The 18,231-nt window shown below is 60.3% G+C and carries 17 protein-coding genes; 2 read left to right on the top strand and 15 right to left on the bottom strand.

Annotation, left to right across the window (positions count from 1 at the left end):
- Window positions 1-37: 37 nt before the first annotated feature.
- From P3T17_RS03795 to P3T17_RS03780, 4 genes are all read right to left on the bottom strand, one after another.
- Window positions 38-856: an ABC transporter permease subunit gene (locus P3T17_RS03795; RefSeq protein ID WP_074264359.1), complete on the bottom strand. Its 819-nt coding sequence runs from the start codon at window positions 854-856 to the stop codon at window positions 38-40.
- A complete protein-coding gene (locus P3T17_RS03790; protein ID WP_074264358.1) occupies window positions 856-1,785 on the bottom strand; it encodes an ABC transporter permease subunit in 930 nt (309 codons plus the stop codon). Before P3T17_RS03790 ends, P3T17_RS03795 begins: the two co-directional genes overlap by 1 nt.
- A complete protein-coding gene (locus tag P3T17_RS03785) occupies window positions 1,782-2,948 on the bottom strand; it encodes an ABC transporter ATP-binding protein (RefSeq protein WP_074264357.1) in 1,167 nt (388 codons plus the stop codon). Before P3T17_RS03785 ends, P3T17_RS03790 begins: the two co-directional genes overlap by 4 nt.
- A gap of 99 nt (window positions 2,949-3,047) precedes the next feature.
- Window positions 3,048-4,148 carry a polyamine ABC transporter substrate-binding protein gene (locus tag P3T17_RS03780; RefSeq protein ID WP_429404792.1) on the bottom strand — a complete coding sequence of 367 codons (1,101 nt, stop codon included), beginning with the start codon at window positions 4,146-4,148 and terminating at the stop codon, window positions 3,048-3,050.
- A gap of 422 nt (window positions 4,149-4,570) precedes the next feature.
- Between P3T17_RS03780 and P3T17_RS03775 the strand changes: the two genes are divergently transcribed.
- Complete coding sequence (locus P3T17_RS03775; protein WP_074264355.1) at window positions 4,571-4,774, top strand: DUF1289 domain-containing protein; 204 nt, start codon at window positions 4,571-4,573, stop codon at window positions 4,772-4,774.
- Between the two features lie 81 nt (window positions 4,775-4,855).
- Here P3T17_RS03775 and P3T17_RS03770 read toward each other — a convergent pair whose 3' ends face one another.
- From P3T17_RS03770 to P3T17_RS03740, 7 genes are all read right to left on the bottom strand, one after another.
- Complete coding sequence (locus P3T17_RS03770; protein WP_429404790.1) at window positions 4,856-5,512, bottom strand: OmpW/AlkL family protein; 657 nt, start codon at window positions 5,510-5,512, stop codon at window positions 4,856-4,858.
- A 69-nt stretch (window positions 5,513-5,581) separates the two neighbouring features.
- A complete protein-coding gene (locus tag P3T17_RS03765; protein ID WP_429404788.1) occupies window positions 5,582-6,772 on the bottom strand; it encodes an NAD(P)H-dependent flavin oxidoreductase in 1,191 nt (396 codons plus the stop codon).
- Between the two features lie 28 nt (window positions 6,773-6,800).
- Window positions 6,801-7,133, bottom strand: a complete 333-nt coding sequence (cyoD, locus tag P3T17_RS03760; protein WP_429404786.1) for a cytochrome o ubiquinol oxidase subunit IV — start codon at window positions 7,131-7,133, stop codon at window positions 6,801-6,803.
- Window positions 7,134-7,742 (bottom strand): cytochrome o ubiquinol oxidase subunit III, encoded by a 609-nt coding sequence (gene cyoC / locus P3T17_RS03755; RefSeq protein ID WP_429404784.1) that lies wholly within the window; start codon window positions 7,740-7,742, stop codon window positions 7,134-7,136. It lies immediately after the preceding gene.
- Entirely contained in the window at window positions 7,742-9,751 is a 2,010-nt protein-coding gene (gene cyoB, locus P3T17_RS03750; protein WP_429404782.1) for a cytochrome o ubiquinol oxidase subunit I, read from the bottom strand. Before cyoB ends, cyoC begins: the two co-directional genes overlap by 1 nt.
- A gap of 3 nt (window positions 9,752-9,754) precedes the next feature.
- Window positions 9,755-10,648 carry a ubiquinol oxidase subunit II gene (cyoA, locus tag P3T17_RS03745; RefSeq protein ID WP_429405496.1) on the bottom strand — a complete coding sequence of 298 codons (894 nt, stop codon included), beginning with the start codon at window positions 10,646-10,648 and terminating at the stop codon, window positions 9,755-9,757.
- A gap of 381 nt (window positions 10,649-11,029) precedes the next feature.
- Window positions 11,030-12,622: an ABC-F family ATPase gene (locus P3T17_RS03740; RefSeq protein WP_074266035.1), complete on the bottom strand. Its 1,593-nt coding sequence runs from the start codon at window positions 12,620-12,622 to the stop codon at window positions 11,030-11,032.
- Between the two features lie 200 nt (window positions 12,623-12,822).
- Between P3T17_RS03740 and P3T17_RS03735 the strand changes: the two genes are divergently transcribed.
- The gene (locus P3T17_RS03735; protein ID WP_074264349.1) at window positions 12,823-13,029 is read left to right on the top strand and encodes a dodecin; all 207 of its coding nucleotides are present in this window, start codon (window positions 12,823-12,825) and stop codon (window positions 13,027-13,029) included.
- A gap of 136 nt (window positions 13,030-13,165) precedes the next feature.
- Here P3T17_RS03735 and P3T17_RS03730 read toward each other — a convergent pair whose 3' ends face one another.
- From P3T17_RS03730 to P3T17_RS03715, 4 genes are all read right to left on the bottom strand, one after another.
- Window positions 13,166-14,260 carry a BMP family ABC transporter substrate-binding protein gene (locus P3T17_RS03730; protein WP_074264348.1) on the bottom strand — a complete coding sequence of 365 codons (1,095 nt, stop codon included), beginning with the start codon at window positions 14,258-14,260 and terminating at the stop codon, window positions 13,166-13,168.
- A gap of 116 nt (window positions 14,261-14,376) precedes the next feature.
- Window positions 14,377-15,306: an ABC transporter permease gene (locus tag P3T17_RS03725; protein WP_074264347.1), complete on the bottom strand. Its 930-nt coding sequence runs from the start codon at window positions 15,304-15,306 to the stop codon at window positions 14,377-14,379.
- A gap of 29 nt (window positions 15,307-15,335) precedes the next feature.
- Entirely contained in the window at window positions 15,336-16,442 is a 1,107-nt protein-coding gene (locus P3T17_RS03720) for an ABC transporter permease (RefSeq protein ID WP_429404780.1), read from the bottom strand.
- 119 nt (window positions 16,443-16,561) lie between these two features.
- Window positions 16,562-18,163 (bottom strand): ABC transporter ATP-binding protein, encoded by a 1,602-nt coding sequence (locus P3T17_RS03715; protein ID WP_074264345.1) that lies wholly within the window; start codon window positions 18,161-18,163, stop codon window positions 16,562-16,564.
- Window positions 18,164-18,231: the final 68 nt, after the last annotated feature.

Below are 18,231 nucleotides of genomic sequence, written 5' to 3'. Positions count from 1 at the left end.
CAAACGAAAAGACGCCGCGCAAGACAAACCCAAAAAATCAAACCGCCAAAGCCACCCTCTTCCTCTCGCTCCGCTGCATAAAATAATTTGCAACCACGACCCCAACAGTCACAAAAGCAATAAACAGCGTAGCAAGCGCGTTCATCTCAGGATTAAGCCCCAACCGAACGCGAGAAAAAACCACCAGCGGCAAAGTCGTCGACCCGGGCCCCGACAAAAACGCCGACAAAACCAGATCGTCAATAGACAAAGTAAACGACAGCAACCACCCAGCCACAAGCGCCTGCGAAATCAGCGGCAATGTAATAAAGAAAAACACCCGCAACGGCGTAGCTCCGAGATCAAGCGCCGCCTCTTCCAGCGAAGGATGCAACTCCCTCACCCGCGACTGCACAATGATCGCGACATAAGAAATACACAACATCACATGCCCGATCCAGATCGTGAGCAACCCACGCCCGGCAGGCCATCCCAGCCATTTAGCCATTTCGATGAACAGCAGCAGCAGCGAAATCCCCTGAATCACCTCGGGAATCACCAGCGGCGCATTGATCATGCCGGTGTACAAAGTGAAGCCGCGAAACCGCCCCATCCGCGCCAGCACAAACCCCGCCCATGTGCCGATAAACACCGATGCAAACGCCGTCAACAATCCAATCTGCAACGACAACCACGCCGCCGAGATTAGTTCATCATCACCCAGCAACGCCGCATACCAGCGCGTCGAAAAATGCGTCCACACGGTCACCAGTTGCGATTCGTTGAACGAATACACCACCAGGCTCACAATCGGGATGTATAGAAACAAAAACCCAATCCCGAGCGCGAAAATCTGCAAGAACCTGTTCGGCTTCATCAGCGCCTTTCCTCCAGCGCCTTCGCCTGCGCATACTGAAACAGCGCCATCGGCACCAGCAGCAGCAATACCATCGCGCAGGTCACCGCGGATGCCATCGGCCAGTCGGCATTGTCGAAGAACTCATTCCACATCACCCGGCCAATCATCAGCGTATTCGCCCCACCCAGCAATTCCGGAATCACATACTCACCCACCGCCGGAATGAACACCAGCAGACAGCCCGCAATAATCCCGTTTTTGGACAATGGCAACGTTATCTGCCAGAACGCCTTCCAGGGTTTTGCGCCAAGGTCATAAGCCGCTTCCAGCAGCGTCATGTCCATTTTCACAAGGTGCGCGTACAGCGGCATCACCAGAAACGGCAAGTACGAATACACCATGCCGATATAAACCGCGGTATTCGTATGATACAACTCGATCGGCGTATGAATCAGGCCAATCGACATCAGAAAGTTATTCAGCAAGCCGTTATTCTTCAGGATGCCGATCCATGCGTACACGCGAATCAGAAACGACGTCCAGAACGGCAGCATCACCGCCATCATCAGAATATTGCGCGTGGCCGGGTTCGAGCGAGCGATGTAATACGCCATGGGGTAGCCCAGCAACAGGCACAGCAGCGTCGACACTGCCGCCACCACCACGGAATTCACATACGTCGCAAAGTACAGGCTGTCCGTTAGCAGGAAAGCGTAGTGCGACAGGTCCAGCGCAATATGCAGCACGCCGTCCTGGAAACTCGTCAGCTCGGTGTATGGCGGAATGCCCAGCTGCAGGTCGGCGAAGCTGATCTTCACCACCAGCAGGAACGGGACAAGGAAAAACATCAGCAGCCAGATGAACGGTCCGGCCACGACGGCGGTGCGGCCAGTCAGGCCAAAGCGCCGCACCGGCCACGACGCAAATGAACTCAGCGCGCTTTTCATGACGTCAGCACCACTCCCGCGGAAGCGCTCCAGCGTACGTACACTTCGTCGCCCCACGTCGGCGATTCGATTTCGGAAAGCGCGAGGCTCGTGACGTTCGCCACCACCATCTTGCCGCTCTCGAGCTTCACGTGGTACAGCGAATAGCCGCCCATGTACGCGATATTCGTGACAACGCCCTTGCCCCAGTTGTACGCGCCCTCAGGTGGCTTGCGCGTGAGCGCGATACGCTCGGGCCGCACGGAAATCGTCAGCGGCATGCCAAGCGGCCCGGTGATGCCGTGATTCACATAGAGGCGAACCGGCAGATCGGCGGTTTCGACGAACACGTGATCCGGTTCGTCCTCGACTACCGTGCCGTCGAACAGATTGGTCGAGCCGATAAACTCGGCCGAAAAGCGGCTGTTCGGATACTCATACACTTCGTGCGGCGTGCCGAGCTGGACGATCTCGCCTTCGCTCATCACCGCGAGCCGGGCGGCCATCGTCATCGCCTCTTCCTGATCGTGGGTGACCATGATGCAGGTGACGCCAACCTTGTCGAGGATGTTGACCAGCTCGATCTGCGTGCGCTGGCGAATCTGCTTGTCGAGCGCGGACATTGGCTCGTCGAGCAGCAACAGCTTGGGCCGCTTGACGAGGCTGCGCGCCAGCGCCGCCCGCTGCTGCTGGCCGCCCGAAAGCTGATGCGGTTTGCGCTTGGCAAAGCGCCCCATCTGCACGAGATCGAGCACTGCCTGTACGCGCTCCTGCAGTTCGGCCTTCGGCACGCTCTCCTGCTTCAGGCCGAAGGCCACGTTCGCCTCGACGGTCATATGCGGAAACAGCGCATACGACTGGAACATCATGTTGACCGGCCGACGATACGGCGGCATCTGCGCGAGGTCTTCGCCGTCGATCAGGATCTTGCCCGAAGTCACGGTCTCGAGTCCCGCCAGCATGCGCAGGAGCGTGGACTTGCCGCAACCGGAACTGCCCAGCAATGCGAACAGCTCGCCCTTCTTCACCGACAGGTTGACCTGCTTGACCGCAACCGTCTCGCCAAACTTCTTGACGACATCGACGATCTGCACGAAGTTTTCCGCTGCATCGCCCGCAGCGGCATAGCTGCCCGGAGGCAGCGTGCCGGCCGCCGCCAGCACACCCGACTGGTCACTGCTCATAATGTGGTACTTCGCTCCTGCATTTGACGAACAAAGCCCCCGGTGAACGCCGGGGGCTTGGTGGACATGCCTTGCTATCGACCATTCAATCCGCAGACTTTAACGGCCGGACTTGAATTCAGTCCAGAGCCGCGTCTGCAGCCGCTGGATTTCCGGCGGCAGCGGCTTCAGCAGGAACAGCGTCTTGATGACTTCAGGCGGCGGATAGACGGCCGGATCGTTCGCCACGTCCTTGTCCACATATTTGCGCGATTCGAGGTTCGCGCTCGGGTAGTAGACCTCGTTGGTGATCGCGGCGTGGACCTGCGGCGTCTCGATGTAATTGATCCATTCGAGCGCCGCTTCCTTGTTCTTCGCGTCCTTCGGAATCGCCATCACGTCGAACCAGACCGGTGCGCCACCCTTCGGAATGTAATACTCGATCTTGTACGGCTTCTTCGCCTCGACCGCGCGGTGCTTCGCGATCACCACGTCGCCCGACCAGCCGTAGGCGAAGCAGACGTCGCCGCCGACCAGGTCGTTGATGTAGCCCGACGAGTTGAACTGCGTGATGTACGGGCGGATCTTCTTCATCATGTCGAGCGCGGCACGATAGTCCGCCGGGTTCGTGCTCATCGGATCTTTGCCGATGTAATGCAGCGCCGCCGCGAACATCTGGTCAGGCGCGTCGAGCACCGAGACGCCGCACGCCTTCAGCTTCGAAATGTTTTCGGGTTTGAACAGAATGTCCCAGTTGTCGAGCGGGACGTTCTTGCCGAGGATCTGCTGGACTTTGGTGACGTTGTAACCGAGACCCGTCGTACCGTAGGCCCACGGGTCGGCGTATTTGTTGCCCGGATCGGCGCCGGCGACGAGCGCCATCAGCGAAGGATCGAGGTATTTCTGGTTAGGCAGCTTCGATTTGTCCAACGGAGCGAAAATGCCCGCGGCAATCTGCTTGCCGGCGTAGTTGCTGGTCGGCACCACGATGTCATAGCCGGAATTGCCGGTCAGCAATTTGGCCTGCAGCGTGTCGTCGCTGTCGTAGTTGTCGTATTTGACCTGAACGCCGGTCTGCTTGGTGAAGTTCGGGATCGTGTCCTTGGCGATGTAATCGGACCAGTTATACACGTTCAATTGCGTATCTTTTGCGCCGGCCGTAAGCCACGGCGTAGCACACAGCATCAGCGCCGCGAGTTGACGCATTACCAGTTTTTTCATCCCGTTCTCCGATCCGTCAGCCTCGGCCGACCGTCCACTCCACGTGCCGCAGCGCACCGCCCGCGGCTCTCCTGAAAAACCCGAAAACTACCACTAATTATTGCGCGCTTCAAAAAAACCGCGAAGCTGTCGCGCAAAGGGTACAGCGCAGACGGTTCGCGCGGGCGCGCCAGCCTGTTCGTTCGATACAAAATTGCGCGCAATTTTAGCGGGTTATGGCCGCCTGTCCACCGGGAAAAAAAGACCGTCCGCGGGTGGTTTGCCATGCACGGGTTTCGACAGGAAGTGAAGTCTATTTGTAAGGAAGTGTGGCGCAGGGATATGACGATGCCAGGGGCGACGGTATGGAGGCACGTTCAGAGGGAATCCGCAGCATCGGTTAACATAGCTGTACCTCCCTGCTTCCCGTCCCAAGGTTTTGAATGGCTTCGAATCTCCACGCTCTTCCAGACAGCCCGTGCATCGGCGTCTGCTCTACGCTCTTCGACGAAGTCTGCAAGGGCTGCGGGCGCACAGCTACCGAGGTTTCCAACTGGGTTTTCCTGAGCGACGAGGAAAAACGCGCGGTGTGGGTGCGCATCGAACAGGAAGGCACCGCGATGCGTTTCAAATACGACAAGCTGTGACAGCGAGACGGCCCGGTTCATGACAGTTCTGCAAGAAACGGGCGCGGCATGAAAAAACGCCGGGAAACCCCGGCGTCCTCATCAGAAGCGCATCCCGACACCGAGTCCCACCACGACTGGATCGATGTCCAGCCGGCCCAGCGATGCCCCGCCGAGCGAGGCATCGGTTCTCATCCAGATTTTCTTGATGTCCGCATTGACGAACAACGACTTCGTGATCTGCACGTCGACGCCGGCCTGCACAGCCGGCCCGAAGCTGTGGTTGGTGATCGAAATCGGCTGGCCGTTCACGTTCAGCCCGTTGTTGTAGAAATACGTGTAGTTCATGCCTGCGCCGAGGTACGGCCGGATGCGCCCCTGGTGGTTGAAGTGATATTGCAACAGCAGCGTGGGCGGCAGCACGTTCACCCCGCCCAGATTGCCGAGGCTCGACGTCAGTTGATGCCGCGACGTCCCCAGAATCAGTTCGACGCCCAGATAGTCGCGGATCATGTAGGTCAGATCCAGTTCCGGCACGATCGCATTGTTGACGTTTACGTTCAGCGCCGACAAGGTGTTGTTCGTTGATACGTTCGGAATGATGCTGATGGCCCGCAAGCGCACGAGCACGTCGCCCGCGTGAATGCCGTTCATCTCGTCGCCGCTCTCAGCGCGGGCCTGAGACGCCGCGAGTCCCATGCCCAGCAGACACGATGCGATGACCGCGGCTTTGATTCGATTGCTGATGCTGTGCTTCATTCTGTTCCCCGTTTGGTTGATGATTGCGGGGATTGTCGAAGCTTGAAGCATCAGTCGCGTTGACCAGCGTCAACCGAGCGAATACGCCCATCGCCCTGCGACAGCGGGTCGCGCCGAACCGGTCAGCAGCAATTCGATCAGGTCGCGTACGCTGCGAATGGCCGTGCCAAACGGCAATGTCTCGCGGCCGCGGAAGAACAGGCCATTGGCCACATCACCGCGCAGCGCTGCGGCGAGTCGCGTATCGATACAGAAGTGTCCGAACTTTTCGATGCCGTCGCGCAGACCGCACACGCTCAGACACTCGAGCGCCGTCGGACACGCGTTCTTGAGCGTGCCGATCTTGTCGCGAATGCGTGTCTCGTTGCGCAGATAACGCATCAACCAAGGCGTTTTAACGGCGCGCGCCGGCAGCCCCGTGACGCTGACGAATTCGACGATGTCTTCAGGGGCTGCTTCAGCAAGCACACGTTTGAAGTTGGGATGCGCGTCACCCTCTTCCGTGACGGCAAACGGGGTGCCAAGCTGCACACCGTTGGCGCCCGCCGTGAGGCAGGCGCGCAAGGCCTCGTGGCTATTGATGCCGCCCGCGACGATCAACGGCACATCCCGCCGGTTCAGGCCGAGCGACGCAAACACCGGTTCCAGTTCCTCGAACACTCTCGCGAAGTCGAAGCGCCCGTCCTGCATGTCCGCCAGGTTCGTTACCCCAAGATGGCCACCGGCGTACGCGGGATGTTCGATCACGATCGCATCGGGCAAGCGCCCCTTCTTCATCCACTTCCTGAGCACGAGTGCAATGCCACGGGCGTCGGACAGAATCGGGATCAAGGCGATATCGTGGTCTCGCGTCATATCGGGCAAGTCGAGCGGCAGACCGGCACCCATGACGATCGCATCCGCGCCGCTTTCGCAGGCCACCCGCACATAATCCGCGTGCGCATTGACCGCCTTCATCACGTTGACGGCAATCATGCCGCGCCCTTCGCTCAAGGCACGGGCTGCGCCGATCTCACGCGCCAGCGCCGTGAGGTTGGCGGCCTCGAGTGTGGCGCGGTTCGGATTGACGCGGCACTCCTCGACCAGATCCGCGTGATGGTGACGCAGATCGATACTGGCGATTGTGCCGAGCGCGCCCTCGCGCGCCACGCTGCCGGCTAGCCGGTGCGCGGATACGCCAACGCCCATGCCGCCCTGCACGATCGGTAACAGCGTGCGGCCGCGGATCATCAGCGGCGCAAACGAATGAGATGGGTGCATGAGGTCTCCAGGGGAACGCTGCGCGCAATTACCGCGACATCATGTTCATGCTGACGTTATGCATCACCCACATCGTGCCGCCGATCAGAATGATCGCGGCCACCGCGGTGTAGCAAAACGCCATCACATTCCAACGTTGCCCGGACGACGTATTCAGGTGCAGGAAAAACACCAGATGAACCACGATCTGCACCAAAGCCAATACGGCTAGCGCGATCATTGCTATCTGCGGCGGGAGAACGCCGTGCACGACGAGACCAAACGACGCGGCCGTCAGCAGCACCGCCAGCACGAAACCTGCGACGTAGCCGGATACGCTGCCGTGCGATTCTTCTTCATGAAGCGATCGGGTATGAGCCATTTAGAGCACGCTCCCAAGATAAACAAACGAAAACACGCAGATCCACACGATGTCGAGAAAGTGCCAAAAGAGACTCAGGCACGCGAGACGCGTAATCTCGCGCTCCGACATCTCAGGCTTGAGGACGATCTGCACGGCCAGCACCACCATCCAGATGAGGCCCACCGTGACGTGCAAGCCGTGCGTGCCTACCAGCGTGAAAAAAGACGAGAGGAACGCGCTGCGGCTCGGCCCGGCGCCTTCAGCGATCAGGTGCGAGAACTCCTGCACTTCGAACCAGAGAAACGCCAGACCCAGCACAAAGGTGATCGCGAGCCACCCGAGCACGACACCCGACTTGCGCTTGTGCGCACCGAGCATGGCGAAGCCGTAGGTGATACTGCTCAGCAAAAGCACCGCCGTCTCCAGCGCGACGCCCGGGATATCGAACAGATCCTTTCCGGTGGGACCGCCTGCGAACTGCTGCGCCATCACGGCAAACACTGCGAACAGCGAGGCGAACAGCACGCAGTCGGTCATCAGATAGAGCCAGAACCCGAATACCGAATGGGACGGCGCGTGCTCGCTTTCCAGCTCGCCAGGTGCGGCAAGATGAGTTGTATGTGACATCAGTTGACCTCCGCAGCCGCAAGCCGCTCGTCATGCTTCGTTTCGCCTGCCCCGCCGCCCTGCTCTTCGATCCTCCGGACCGTCTCGGCGGGGATCATGTAGCCGTCGTTATCGCCGAAGCTGCGCCCGATCACCGTCGCCATGATGGCGACCAGCGCGGCCACCGCGAGCCACGTGATATGCCAGACTCCGGCGAAGCCCAGCAACAGGCTGAAGATGCCAATAAAGAGGCCTGCGCTCGTATTCGACGGCATATGAATGTCGCGGTATACCGCCACCTTGCCGAGGCCCTGCCCGGTTTCCTTCATATGCGTGAAGGCATCGAGTTCATGCACCACCGGGATCGTCGCAAAGTTGTAGACGGGCGGCGGCGACGCCGTGGCCCATTCGAGCGTTCGGCCATCCCACGGATCGCCCGTCGCATCGCGGTATTCGGGCAGCTTGCGGTTGCGCACGCTGACGATCACCTGCAGAACCTGGCAAACCACACCCAGCGCGATAAACACCACACCGCAAGCCGCGGCGATCAACCACGGATGCCACGCCGGGTTGTCGTAGTGGTTCAGACGTCGCGTCATGCCCATGAAGCCGAGCACATAGAGCGGCATGAACGATACGTAGAAACCGACAAACCACAGCCAGAACGCGGCCTTGCCGAGTTTTTCGTTCAGCTTGATGCCGAACACCTTCGGGAACCAGTAGTGAACACCGGCCAGATAACCGAACACCACACCGCCGATGATGGCGTTATGGAAGTGGGCGATCAGGAACAGGCTGTTGTGCAGGACAAAGTCCGCCCCGGGGATGGCCATCATCACGCCGGTCATGCCGCCGATCGTGAACGTAATCATGAAGCCGATCGTCCACAGCACCGGGGCGGTGAATTCGAGGCGTCCACGGTAGATCGTGAACAGCCAGTTGAACACCTTCACGCCGGTCGGGATGGCAATGACCATGGTCATAATGCCGAAGAACGCATTGACATCCGCACCCGAGCCCATCGTAAAGAAGTGATGCAGCCAGACGAGGAACGCCAGTACCGTGATCACACACGAGGCGTAAACCATCGTCCGGTAGCCGAACAGCGGCTTCTTCGCAAAGGTCGCGATGACTTCCGAATAGATGCCGAAGGCCGGCAGAACCAGAATGTAGACCTCGGGGTGACCCCAGGCCCAGATCAGGTTCAGATACATCATCGCGTTGCCGCCGCCATCATTCGTGAAGAAGTGCATGCCGAGGTAACGGTCCAGACCGAGCAGCGCGAGCGCAATGGTCAGGATCGGGAACGTCGCCATGATCAGCACGTTCGAGCACAACGCGGTCCACGTGAACACCGGCATCTTCATCAGCGACATGCCCGGTGCGCGCATCCGGATGATGGTGACAAAGAAGTTGATACCCGTGATCAACGTGCCCACGCCCGACAGTTGCAGACTCCAGATGTAGTAGTCCACCCCCACACCCGGACTGAACTGCAGTTCGGAAAGCGGCGGATACGCGAGCCAGCCAACCTGCGCAAACTCACCGATAACGAGCGACAGGTTGATCAGAATCGCGCTGATCGCGGTCATCCAGAAGCTGAGCGAGTTCAGGAACGGGAACGCGACGTCACGCGCTCCGATCTGCAGCGGCACGATCAGGTTGAACAGACCCACCATCAACGCCATCGCCATGAAGAAGATCATGATGACGCCGTGCGCCGTGAAGATCTGGTCGTAGTGATGCGGCGGCAGATAGCCCGGCGAGTGATAGGCGAGCGCCAGTTGCAGGCGCATCATGACCGCGTCCGCAAAGCCGCGCAGCAGCATCAATACCGCAACCACGATATACATGACGCCGATCCGCTTGTGATCGACGCTGGTGAGCCATTCGCTCCACAGCCATTTCCATTTGCCGAACCACGTCAACGCGCCGAGCGTGGCAAGGACGAGGACCGCCATCAGGGCGCCCGCGCCCATGATGATGGGCTGATCGAACGGAATCGCCGATAGTGTCAGTTTTCCGAACATGTGTTACCCCTTCGTACTGCAATTGCTGTTCTGCAGATCGAGAACGTTGCCGTTGTTGTACTTCGCAATGATGTTGTGGAACAGCTTCGGATCGACCGATGAGAAGTAGCGCACGGGCGCCTTCTCGCTGGGCTGCGCCACGGTGTTGTATTCGTTCATGTCGAGCCGGCCGGACGACGCCTTGACCTTCTCCACCCACGCGTTGAACTGCTCGGGATTGGTGGCGAGTGCCCGGAACTTCATGTCGGAGAAGCCCTTGCCGCTGAAGTTGGCCGACACGCCGGCATAGTCGCCCGCTTCATCAGCGACGAGATGCAACTGGGTCTGCATGCCCGCCATGGCGTAGATCTGGCTGCCCAGACGCGGAATGAAGAACGAGTTCATGACCGAGTCCGACGTGATCAGGAAATTAACGGGCGTACCCACCGGGAAGGCCAGTTGATTGACCGATGCAATGCCGAGATCCGGATAGATGAAAAGCCACTTCCAGTCGAGCGCCACGACCTCGACGTTGATCGGTTTCACCGCCGATTCGATGGGCTTGTAGGGATCGAGCTCGTGCGTGGTCTTCCACGTCAGCACCCCAAGACACAGAATGATGATGGACGGCACCGTCCAGATCACCACTTCGATCGCCGTGGAATGCGCCCATTTCGGCGCGTAGGTCGCGCCGCGGTTGCTGGCCCGGTAGCGCCAGGCGAACCAGAGGGTCATCAGAATGACCGGCACCACGACAATCAGCATCGTGTAGGTCGCTGTGCCGATCAGCGATTTTTCCGCCGCGCCAATGCTGCCTTTCGGATCGAGCACATCGAGCTTGCTGCAACCGGAAAGGCATGCAGCCAACGCGCCCCCCAGGGGTATCCATACCCTGTTGTTAAGGACTCCCTTGTTCATCATATTTGCCTGCTTTTCATTGAACCACCCCTGAAATCCGCTGCATCTTCGCAACACGCAACCCACGCAGTTAAATGCGTACGCCGCCGGATTCTACGAGTGAAAGCTCAGGCGAAATTTGATCTCCGCCAAGGAAAACGCAGAGCGGATGTCATTTTTTGTGGAGGCGGGGACGGCACGCGGGACCGAGCGGGTAAAACAGCGAGCAACGACGCGATTGCCGGCAAGCTACCGGGCATTCGTGGGGAGATAGAAGAATGGAAAACTGGGGGAGATTGAGGCGCGATCGAATCGCGTTACTGCGGGAATCGCGTTGTAACCATCATCAGATCAGGATGGCTACAACGCGAGTTACATCATGAAGCGGCAAGCGCCTCTTGCTTACTGCACGCCCTGGCTAGCCAGGAAATCCTCGTAATTGCCGCCGAAGTCGTACAGCGTGCCATCCGTGCGCACTTCGATAATCCGGTTCGCCAGCCCGCTCACAAACTCACGGTCGTGCGACACGAAAATCAGCGTGCCATCGTATTTGTCGAGCGCGATCTGCAACGATTCGATCGACTCCATGTCCATGTGGTTGGTCGGCTCGTCCATCAGCAGCACGTTGTGGCGGCCCAGCATCAGCTTGCCCCAGATCATGCGGCCCTTCTCGCCACCCGAAAGCACCTTCACCGACTTGCGGATGTCGTCCGCATTGAACAGCAGCCGGCCCAGCGTGCCGCGCACCATCTGCTCGTCGTCGCCTTCCTGGCGGTAGCCGTCGATCCAGTCCATCAGCGTGATGTCGTCCGGAAACTCTTCGTACGTGTCCTGCGGCATGTAACCGACATTCGCGTTTTCGGCCCACTTAACCGTACCGTGCTCAGTCTTGATGCCACCCTGCAGTGAACGCAGCAGCGTGGTCTTGCCGGCGCCGTTCTGGCCGATGATGGCAATGCGCTCGCCCGGCTGCACGCTGATGCTGAAGTTGCTGAAAATCGTGCGTTCGTACTTCTTCGTGATGCTGTCGGCCACCACGGCGATGTTGTGCAGCTTCTTCTCGTATTCGAAGCGGATAAACGGGTTCTGCCGCGACGAGGGCTTGAATTCCTCGATCTTGATCTTGTCGATCATCTTCAGACGGCTGGTGGCCTGGCGGGCCTTCGACTTGTTGGCCGAGAAGCGGCGTACGAAGTCCTGCAGATCGGCGACACGTTCCTTCGCCTTCGCATTGGCATTCTGCTGACGCTCGCGAGCCTGCGTGCTGGCCAGCATGTAGTCGTCGTAATTGCCCGGATAAACCTTCAGCGTGCCGTAGTCCATGTCTGCCATGTGAGTGCAGACCTGGTTCAGGAAGTGTCGATCGTGCGAGATGATGATCATCGTCGAGTTGTACTGGTTGAGCACGTCTTCCAGCCAACGGATCGAGTTGATGTCCAGGTTGTTGGTCGGCTCATCCAGCAGCAACACGTCCGGCTTCGAGAACAGCGCCTGGGCGAGCAGCACGCGCAGCTTCCAGCCAGGCGCCACGTTGCTCATCGGGCCGTTGTGGTCTTCGATCGCAATGCCGATACCGAGCAGCAGTTCGCCCGCACGCGCTTCGGCCGTGTAGCCGTCGTACTCGGCGAACTTCGCTTCGAGTTCGGCGGCGTGCATGTAGTCGTCATCTGTAGCGTCCGGATTCGCGTAGATCGCGTCGCGCTCGGTCATGGCGGCCCACATTTCCGCGTGGCCCATCATTACCACGTCGAGCACGCGCACGTCTTCGTATGCGAACTGGTCCTGGCGCAATTTGCCCAGACGCACATTCGGTTCGAGCATCACGTTGCCCGAACTCGGTTCCAGATCGCCGCCAAGAATCTTCATGAAGGTCGACTTGCCGCAGCCGTTTGCACCAATCAGGCCATAGCGGTTCCCTCCCCCGAATTTGACGGAGATGTTCTCGAAGAGGGGCTTCGGCCCGAATTGCATGGTGATATTGGCGGTAGACAGCACGGCGCGTCCTTTGAATGAATATGCGGCGAACAACCCAATATTTTAGCAGGTTATCAAGATGTTAGCCCGCGCATAGCTGCTTTTACCGCCTTCAGGGACCACTCCGTCCCAGGCATGCCATGTGCGTAACAACCCAGCAATGCGAATGGGGCACGATTGCCTATACTTTTTTCACTAACCTGAAGATGAAGGAGGAGATGATGAAAGACCACGTATACAAGCAGATCGAACTGACCGGCTCGTCTGAGAAATCGAGCGACGATGCGATTCGCACCGCCATTGCAAAAGCGTCCAAAACCCTGCGCAATCTGCATTGGTTCGAAGTGACCGAGACGCGGGGTCACATCGAAGACGACAAGGTCGTGCACTGGCAGGTGACCATCAAGGTCGGTCTGCGGATCGAATAAGTAAAAAAAGCTGCGTCCGTGAGGACGCAGCCCTTGAAAGCAGCGGTTGCTAAACCGCCGCCTTGTCGACTGTCTGCGTTGACCGGCACGCGGCGCCGGCAGTCACCCGCGTCGCACCCGCCAACGCGCGTGGCGATTACTTCGGCAAGTCGCCGTCCACGCCTTCCACATACCAGTTCAGACGCTGCAGTTCCGGATCGGCCAGCGTCTTGCCGGCCGGCACCTTCACGTTGCCCGACTGATCCTTGATCGGACCGGCGAACACATCCCACTTGCCGCTTGCGATCTGGTCGCGCTTCGTTGCGACATCCTTCAGCGCATTGGCCGGAATCGCCGACGTGTTCAGGTCATCCAGGCTGACGGCCTTCTGCGGAATGCCCCACCACACCGGATCGTTCTTCCACTTGCCATCCAGCACCTGCTGGACCACCGCCGTGTAGTACACGCCCCAGTTGCCGACCACCGAACCCAGGTGAGCGTCAGGACCGAACTTCTTCATGTCCGAATCCCAGCCGAATGCATGCACGTGCTTTTCCGAAGCCGTGGCCAGCGTGGCGCTCGAATCGGTGTTCTGCAGCAGCACGTCGGCGCCCTGGCCGATCAGCGTTTCCGCGGCCTGCTTTTCCTTGCCCGGATCGAACCAGCTATTGATCCAGATGACCTTGGTGTGGACCTTCGGATTGACCGAACGCGCGCCGAGCGTGTACGCGTTGATGTTGCGGATCACTTCGGGAATCGGCACCGAGGCCACGAAGCCGAGCGTGTTGGTCTTCGTCACGTAGCCTGCGGCGACGCCGGCGAGGTACGCGCCCTGATACATGCGCACGTCATAGGTGCCGAAGTTAGGCGCCTTCTTGTAGCCGGTGGCGTGCAGGAACACGGTGTCCGGGAAATCCTTCGCAACCTTCAGTTCGAAATCCTGATAGCCGAAGCTCGAACCGATGATGATCTTGTTGCCCTTGTTCGCCAGATCGCGGAACACGCGCTCCGAGTCGGCCGATTCCGGCACGTTCTCGACGCGGGTGACCTTGATCTTGCTGCCGAACTTGGCCTCGACTTCCTTCGAGCCCTGATCGTGCGCATAGGTCCAGCCGGCATCCCCTGGGTTGCCGAGGTAGACGAATGCGACGCCGGGCACATCGGCCGCCTGTGCCGGTTGCGTCAGCGTGACGCCGAGACTGAGCGAAAGCGTACCCAGCGCCGCGGCGGTCAGCAGATTTCTTCTCTTCATGTTTTCTCCTGTCGTGTGATTGATTCGTTCAAGCCGTGAAGCGGGTTTGTACATACTGCATATGGAGTGAATCTGAAACCTGATTTGAAACTCGAGCGCGCGTGGCGCGCTGATCCCTAGCCCGCCGCAAAGAACGGCTTGCCGAGCGAGGCTGGCGCGTTCAGGCGGATCGTGTTCGGATTGCGCGAGATCAGCACCAGCACCACGATCGTGGCGACATAGGGCAGCATCGCGAGGAACTGGGTTGGAACCGGCACGCCAATCGCCTGCGCATAAAACTGCAGGCCGGTCACTGCGCCGAACAGCAACGCGCCGATCAGGAGACGCCCCGGGCGCCACGTCGAGAACACCACCAGCGCAAGCGCGATCCAGCCGCGGCCGGAAGTGAGCTGCTCCTGCCAGAGGTGCAGATTGACGATCGAGTAGTAGCCGCCGGCCAGACCCGCCATGCCGCCGCCGAATGCAACCGCGCCGTAACGCACACCGATCACGGGAAAGCCCACCGAATGCGCCACCTGCGGCGACTCACCCACCGAGCGCAGCACGAGGCCGGCACGCGTGCGGTAGAGAAACCAGCCCACCACGGCGAACATGATGAAGGCGAGGTAATCGAGCGGCGTCAGACTGAAGAATGCGGGCCCAAGCACAGGAATCTTCGAGAGCAGAGGAATCGTCCACGTATCGATCGACGCGCGCACCGCCGCCGACGTGTACGGCTTGCCGACATAAGCCGACAAGCCAATGCCGAAGATCGTCAGCGAAAGACCGGTGGCAACCTGATTGGCCAGCATCGTCAGCGTGAGAAAGCCGAATAGCAGCGACATGGCGAGCCCGGCCGCAATCGCCGCCAGCACGCCGAGCCACGGACTACCGGTGACGGCAGTGACTGCGTAACCGCTGACGGCGCCCATCAGCATCATGCCTTCCACGCCCAGATTCAGGACCCCCGATTTCTCGGTGACGAGTTCGCCGGCGCCCGCAAACATCAGCGGAATCGCGGCGGTGACGGCGCTCGAGGTGAGCGCGCTAGCTTGTTGAATATCCATAAGACCGGGTCGGGGAAAATCAGTGGGCTTCAGTTCGCGTGAGCGGTCGTATTGCGACGGCGCACGCGGTAATTCACAAACAGGTCGGCACCCAGCAGGCAGAACAGCAGCAGCCCCTGGAACACGCCGGAAAGCGCCTGCGGCAACTGCATCGAGGTCTGCACCGCTTCACCGCCGAGGTACAGCAACGCCATCAGCAGGCTCGCCAGCACGATCCCTACAGGATGCAAGCGCCCCACGAACACGACGATGATCGCGGTGAAGCCATAGCCCGGCGACCAGGTGGCCTGCAACTGGCCAATCGGCCCGGAGATTTCGCCCATGCCCGCCAGCCCGGCGAGACCGCCGCTGATCAGAAGCGAGGTCCAGATGGTTTTCTTGTCGGAGAAGCCGGCGTAGCGCGCGGCGAGCGGAGCGAGGCCGCCCACGTTCATACGGAAGCCGGCAAAGCTCTTGCGCATGAACAGCCATACGAGCGGAATTGCGACGAGCGTGACGAAGATCGACGCATTCAGGCGCGTGCCGCGCAGGAATTTCCAGTGCCAGTCGCCGGAGAACGTCGGATACAGCGCGTCGCCGCTGAACATTTCGGAGAGCGGAAAATTCATGCCCTGCGGATCGCGCCACGGACCGCTCACCAGATAGATCAGCAACTGGGCCGCGACGTAGGTGAGCATCAGGCTCGTGAGGATTTCGTTGGTGTTGTAGCGGCTCTTCAGGAACGCGGGAATCGCCGCCCACACCATGCCACCGGCGATGCCCGCCAGCATCATGGTCGGCAGAATCCACCAGCCACTCGCCTGATCGAAATAGATCGCCACGCCGCTCGCGGCAATACCGCCGAGCAGCATCTGCCCTTCGGCGCCAATGTTCCAGACGTTGGCGCGATAGCCGATCGCGAGACCCAGTCCGATCAGGCACAAGGGCGACGCCTTGAGCAGCAGTTCGGACCAGCCGTTCACATCGGACAGCGGTTCGATAAAGAACGCGTGCATCGCCTCCAGCGGATCGCGGCCGACCAGGCCGAAAATCAGGAAGCCGAGCGCAAGCGTGAGCAGTGCGGCGATCAGCGGCACAGCGAGCTGCATCGAGCGTGAGGGCGCAGTGCGGGCTTCGAGTCGATACGGAAAAATCATAAGTCTGCGTGGGGTCGTAAGTTGAGGCGTGGGGCTGCTATAGGTGTTGTTTCGGATGTCAATCTACGTGGACTACGCCTGCCGTAAGGCCCGCAGTTGCGCCGTGATCTACGCCACACTCAGGCGTGCGCCGGTTGTCCGGGCGAAGGCGCCGCGCCCTCTTCCCGCGCGCCGAACAGGCCTGCCATCCATCGGCCGATCTCCTCGGCGTTGGTCTCGCCGGTGACGCGCACGGGCGACAGCCGGCCGCGCGCGAGCACCGCGATGCGGTCGCATATATCGAACAGCTCTTCCAGTTCTTCCGAGATCACCAGAATCGCGACGCCGCGTGCCGACAGATCGAGCAACTGCTGTCGAATGAACGCGGCGGCGCCGACGTCGACACCCCAGGTAGGCTGCGCGACCACGAGCACCTTAGGCGCCTGCAAAATCTCGCGTCCCACGATGTACTTCTGCAGATTGCCGCCCGACAGGCTCTGCGCGATTGCTTCGGTACCGCCACAACGCACATCGAAGGCATCGATGCATTTCTTCGCGAAGCTGCGCATCGCACCCGCCTTGATCCAGCCGGACTGCACCATCTTCTGGCGATGCCCCGTCAGCAGCGCATTTTCGGCAAGCGTCATGGCCGGCACTGCGCCGCGCCCCAGGCGCTCCTCCGGGACGAAGCCGAAGCCGAGCGAGCGGCGCCCGCCTGCGCCGAGTCTGCCCGCGGCCTTGCCGCAAATCGTGATCGCGTCGGCGCGCGCGCCGCGTTGCTCGCCAGAGAGCGCCGCCAGCAATTCGGCCTGGCCGTTGCCCGACACACCCGCAATGCCGAAGATTTCGCCGGCATGCACGCTGAACGAGACGTCGTCGAGCGAGGTACCGAACGGATCGTCGCTCGCCGCCGAAAGATGCTTCACGTCGAGTAGCACATCGCCCGGTGTGTGAGCGCGACGCGTGTAGTCGGGCAACGAATGCCCCACCATCAGTTGCGCCAGCGACGCGTGCGTCTCTTCGCGCGGCTTCACATGACCGGTCACGCGGCCACCGCGCATCACCGTTGCCGTGTCGCACAGTTCCTGAATCTCGTCGAGCTTATGGCTGATGTAGAGGATGCTGCAGCCTTCAGCGGCGAGACGTCTCAAGGTCTCGAACAGCTTGCGGACCGCCTGCGGCGTGAGCACCGAAGTCGGCTCGTCCATGATCAGCAGACGCGGGTTCTGCAGCAGACAACGCACGATCTCAACGCGCTGCCGTTCGCCCACTGTCAGGCTGTGCACGTGACGCTGCGGATCGATATCGAGGCCGTAATCCGCCGACACTTCGCGGATGCGTTTGGCGAGCGTCTTCAGGTCGAACGGTTCATCGAGCGCGAGCGCGATGTTCTCGCCTACCGTCAACGTCTCGAACAACGAGAAGTGCTGGAACACCATGCCGATGCCGAGCTTGCGCGCTGCGGCCGGGCTCGCGATTTCGACCGTCTGTCCTTCCCAGCGAATTTCACCGGCGTCAGGCCGCACCGCGCCGTAGATGATCTTCATCAGCGTGCTCTTGCCCGCACCGTTCTCACCGAGCACAGCGTGGATTTCACCGGGCGCGACGATCAGCGTCACGTCGTCGTTGGCGCGCACAGCCGGATATTGCTTGCTGATGCCTGCCAGCACGAGGCGCGGCACGACGGCCGGCCCACCTGCGGGGTGCGCGGCGTCGCCGTTATAAGAAGAAGAGTCGCCCATGAGTTTCCGTAATACGCCAATGACTGTCTGTTGCAACGAGGCGGCGCGCCCCGGCCGAATGCGCCGTG

Source organism: Paraburkholderia sp. GAS82 (assembly GCF_050436285.1).
Taxonomy (GTDB): Bacteria; Pseudomonadota; Gammaproteobacteria; order Burkholderiales; family Burkholderiaceae; genus Paraburkholderia; species Paraburkholderia phenazinium_B.
This window is presented reverse-complemented; position numbering and strand designations above follow the sequence as displayed.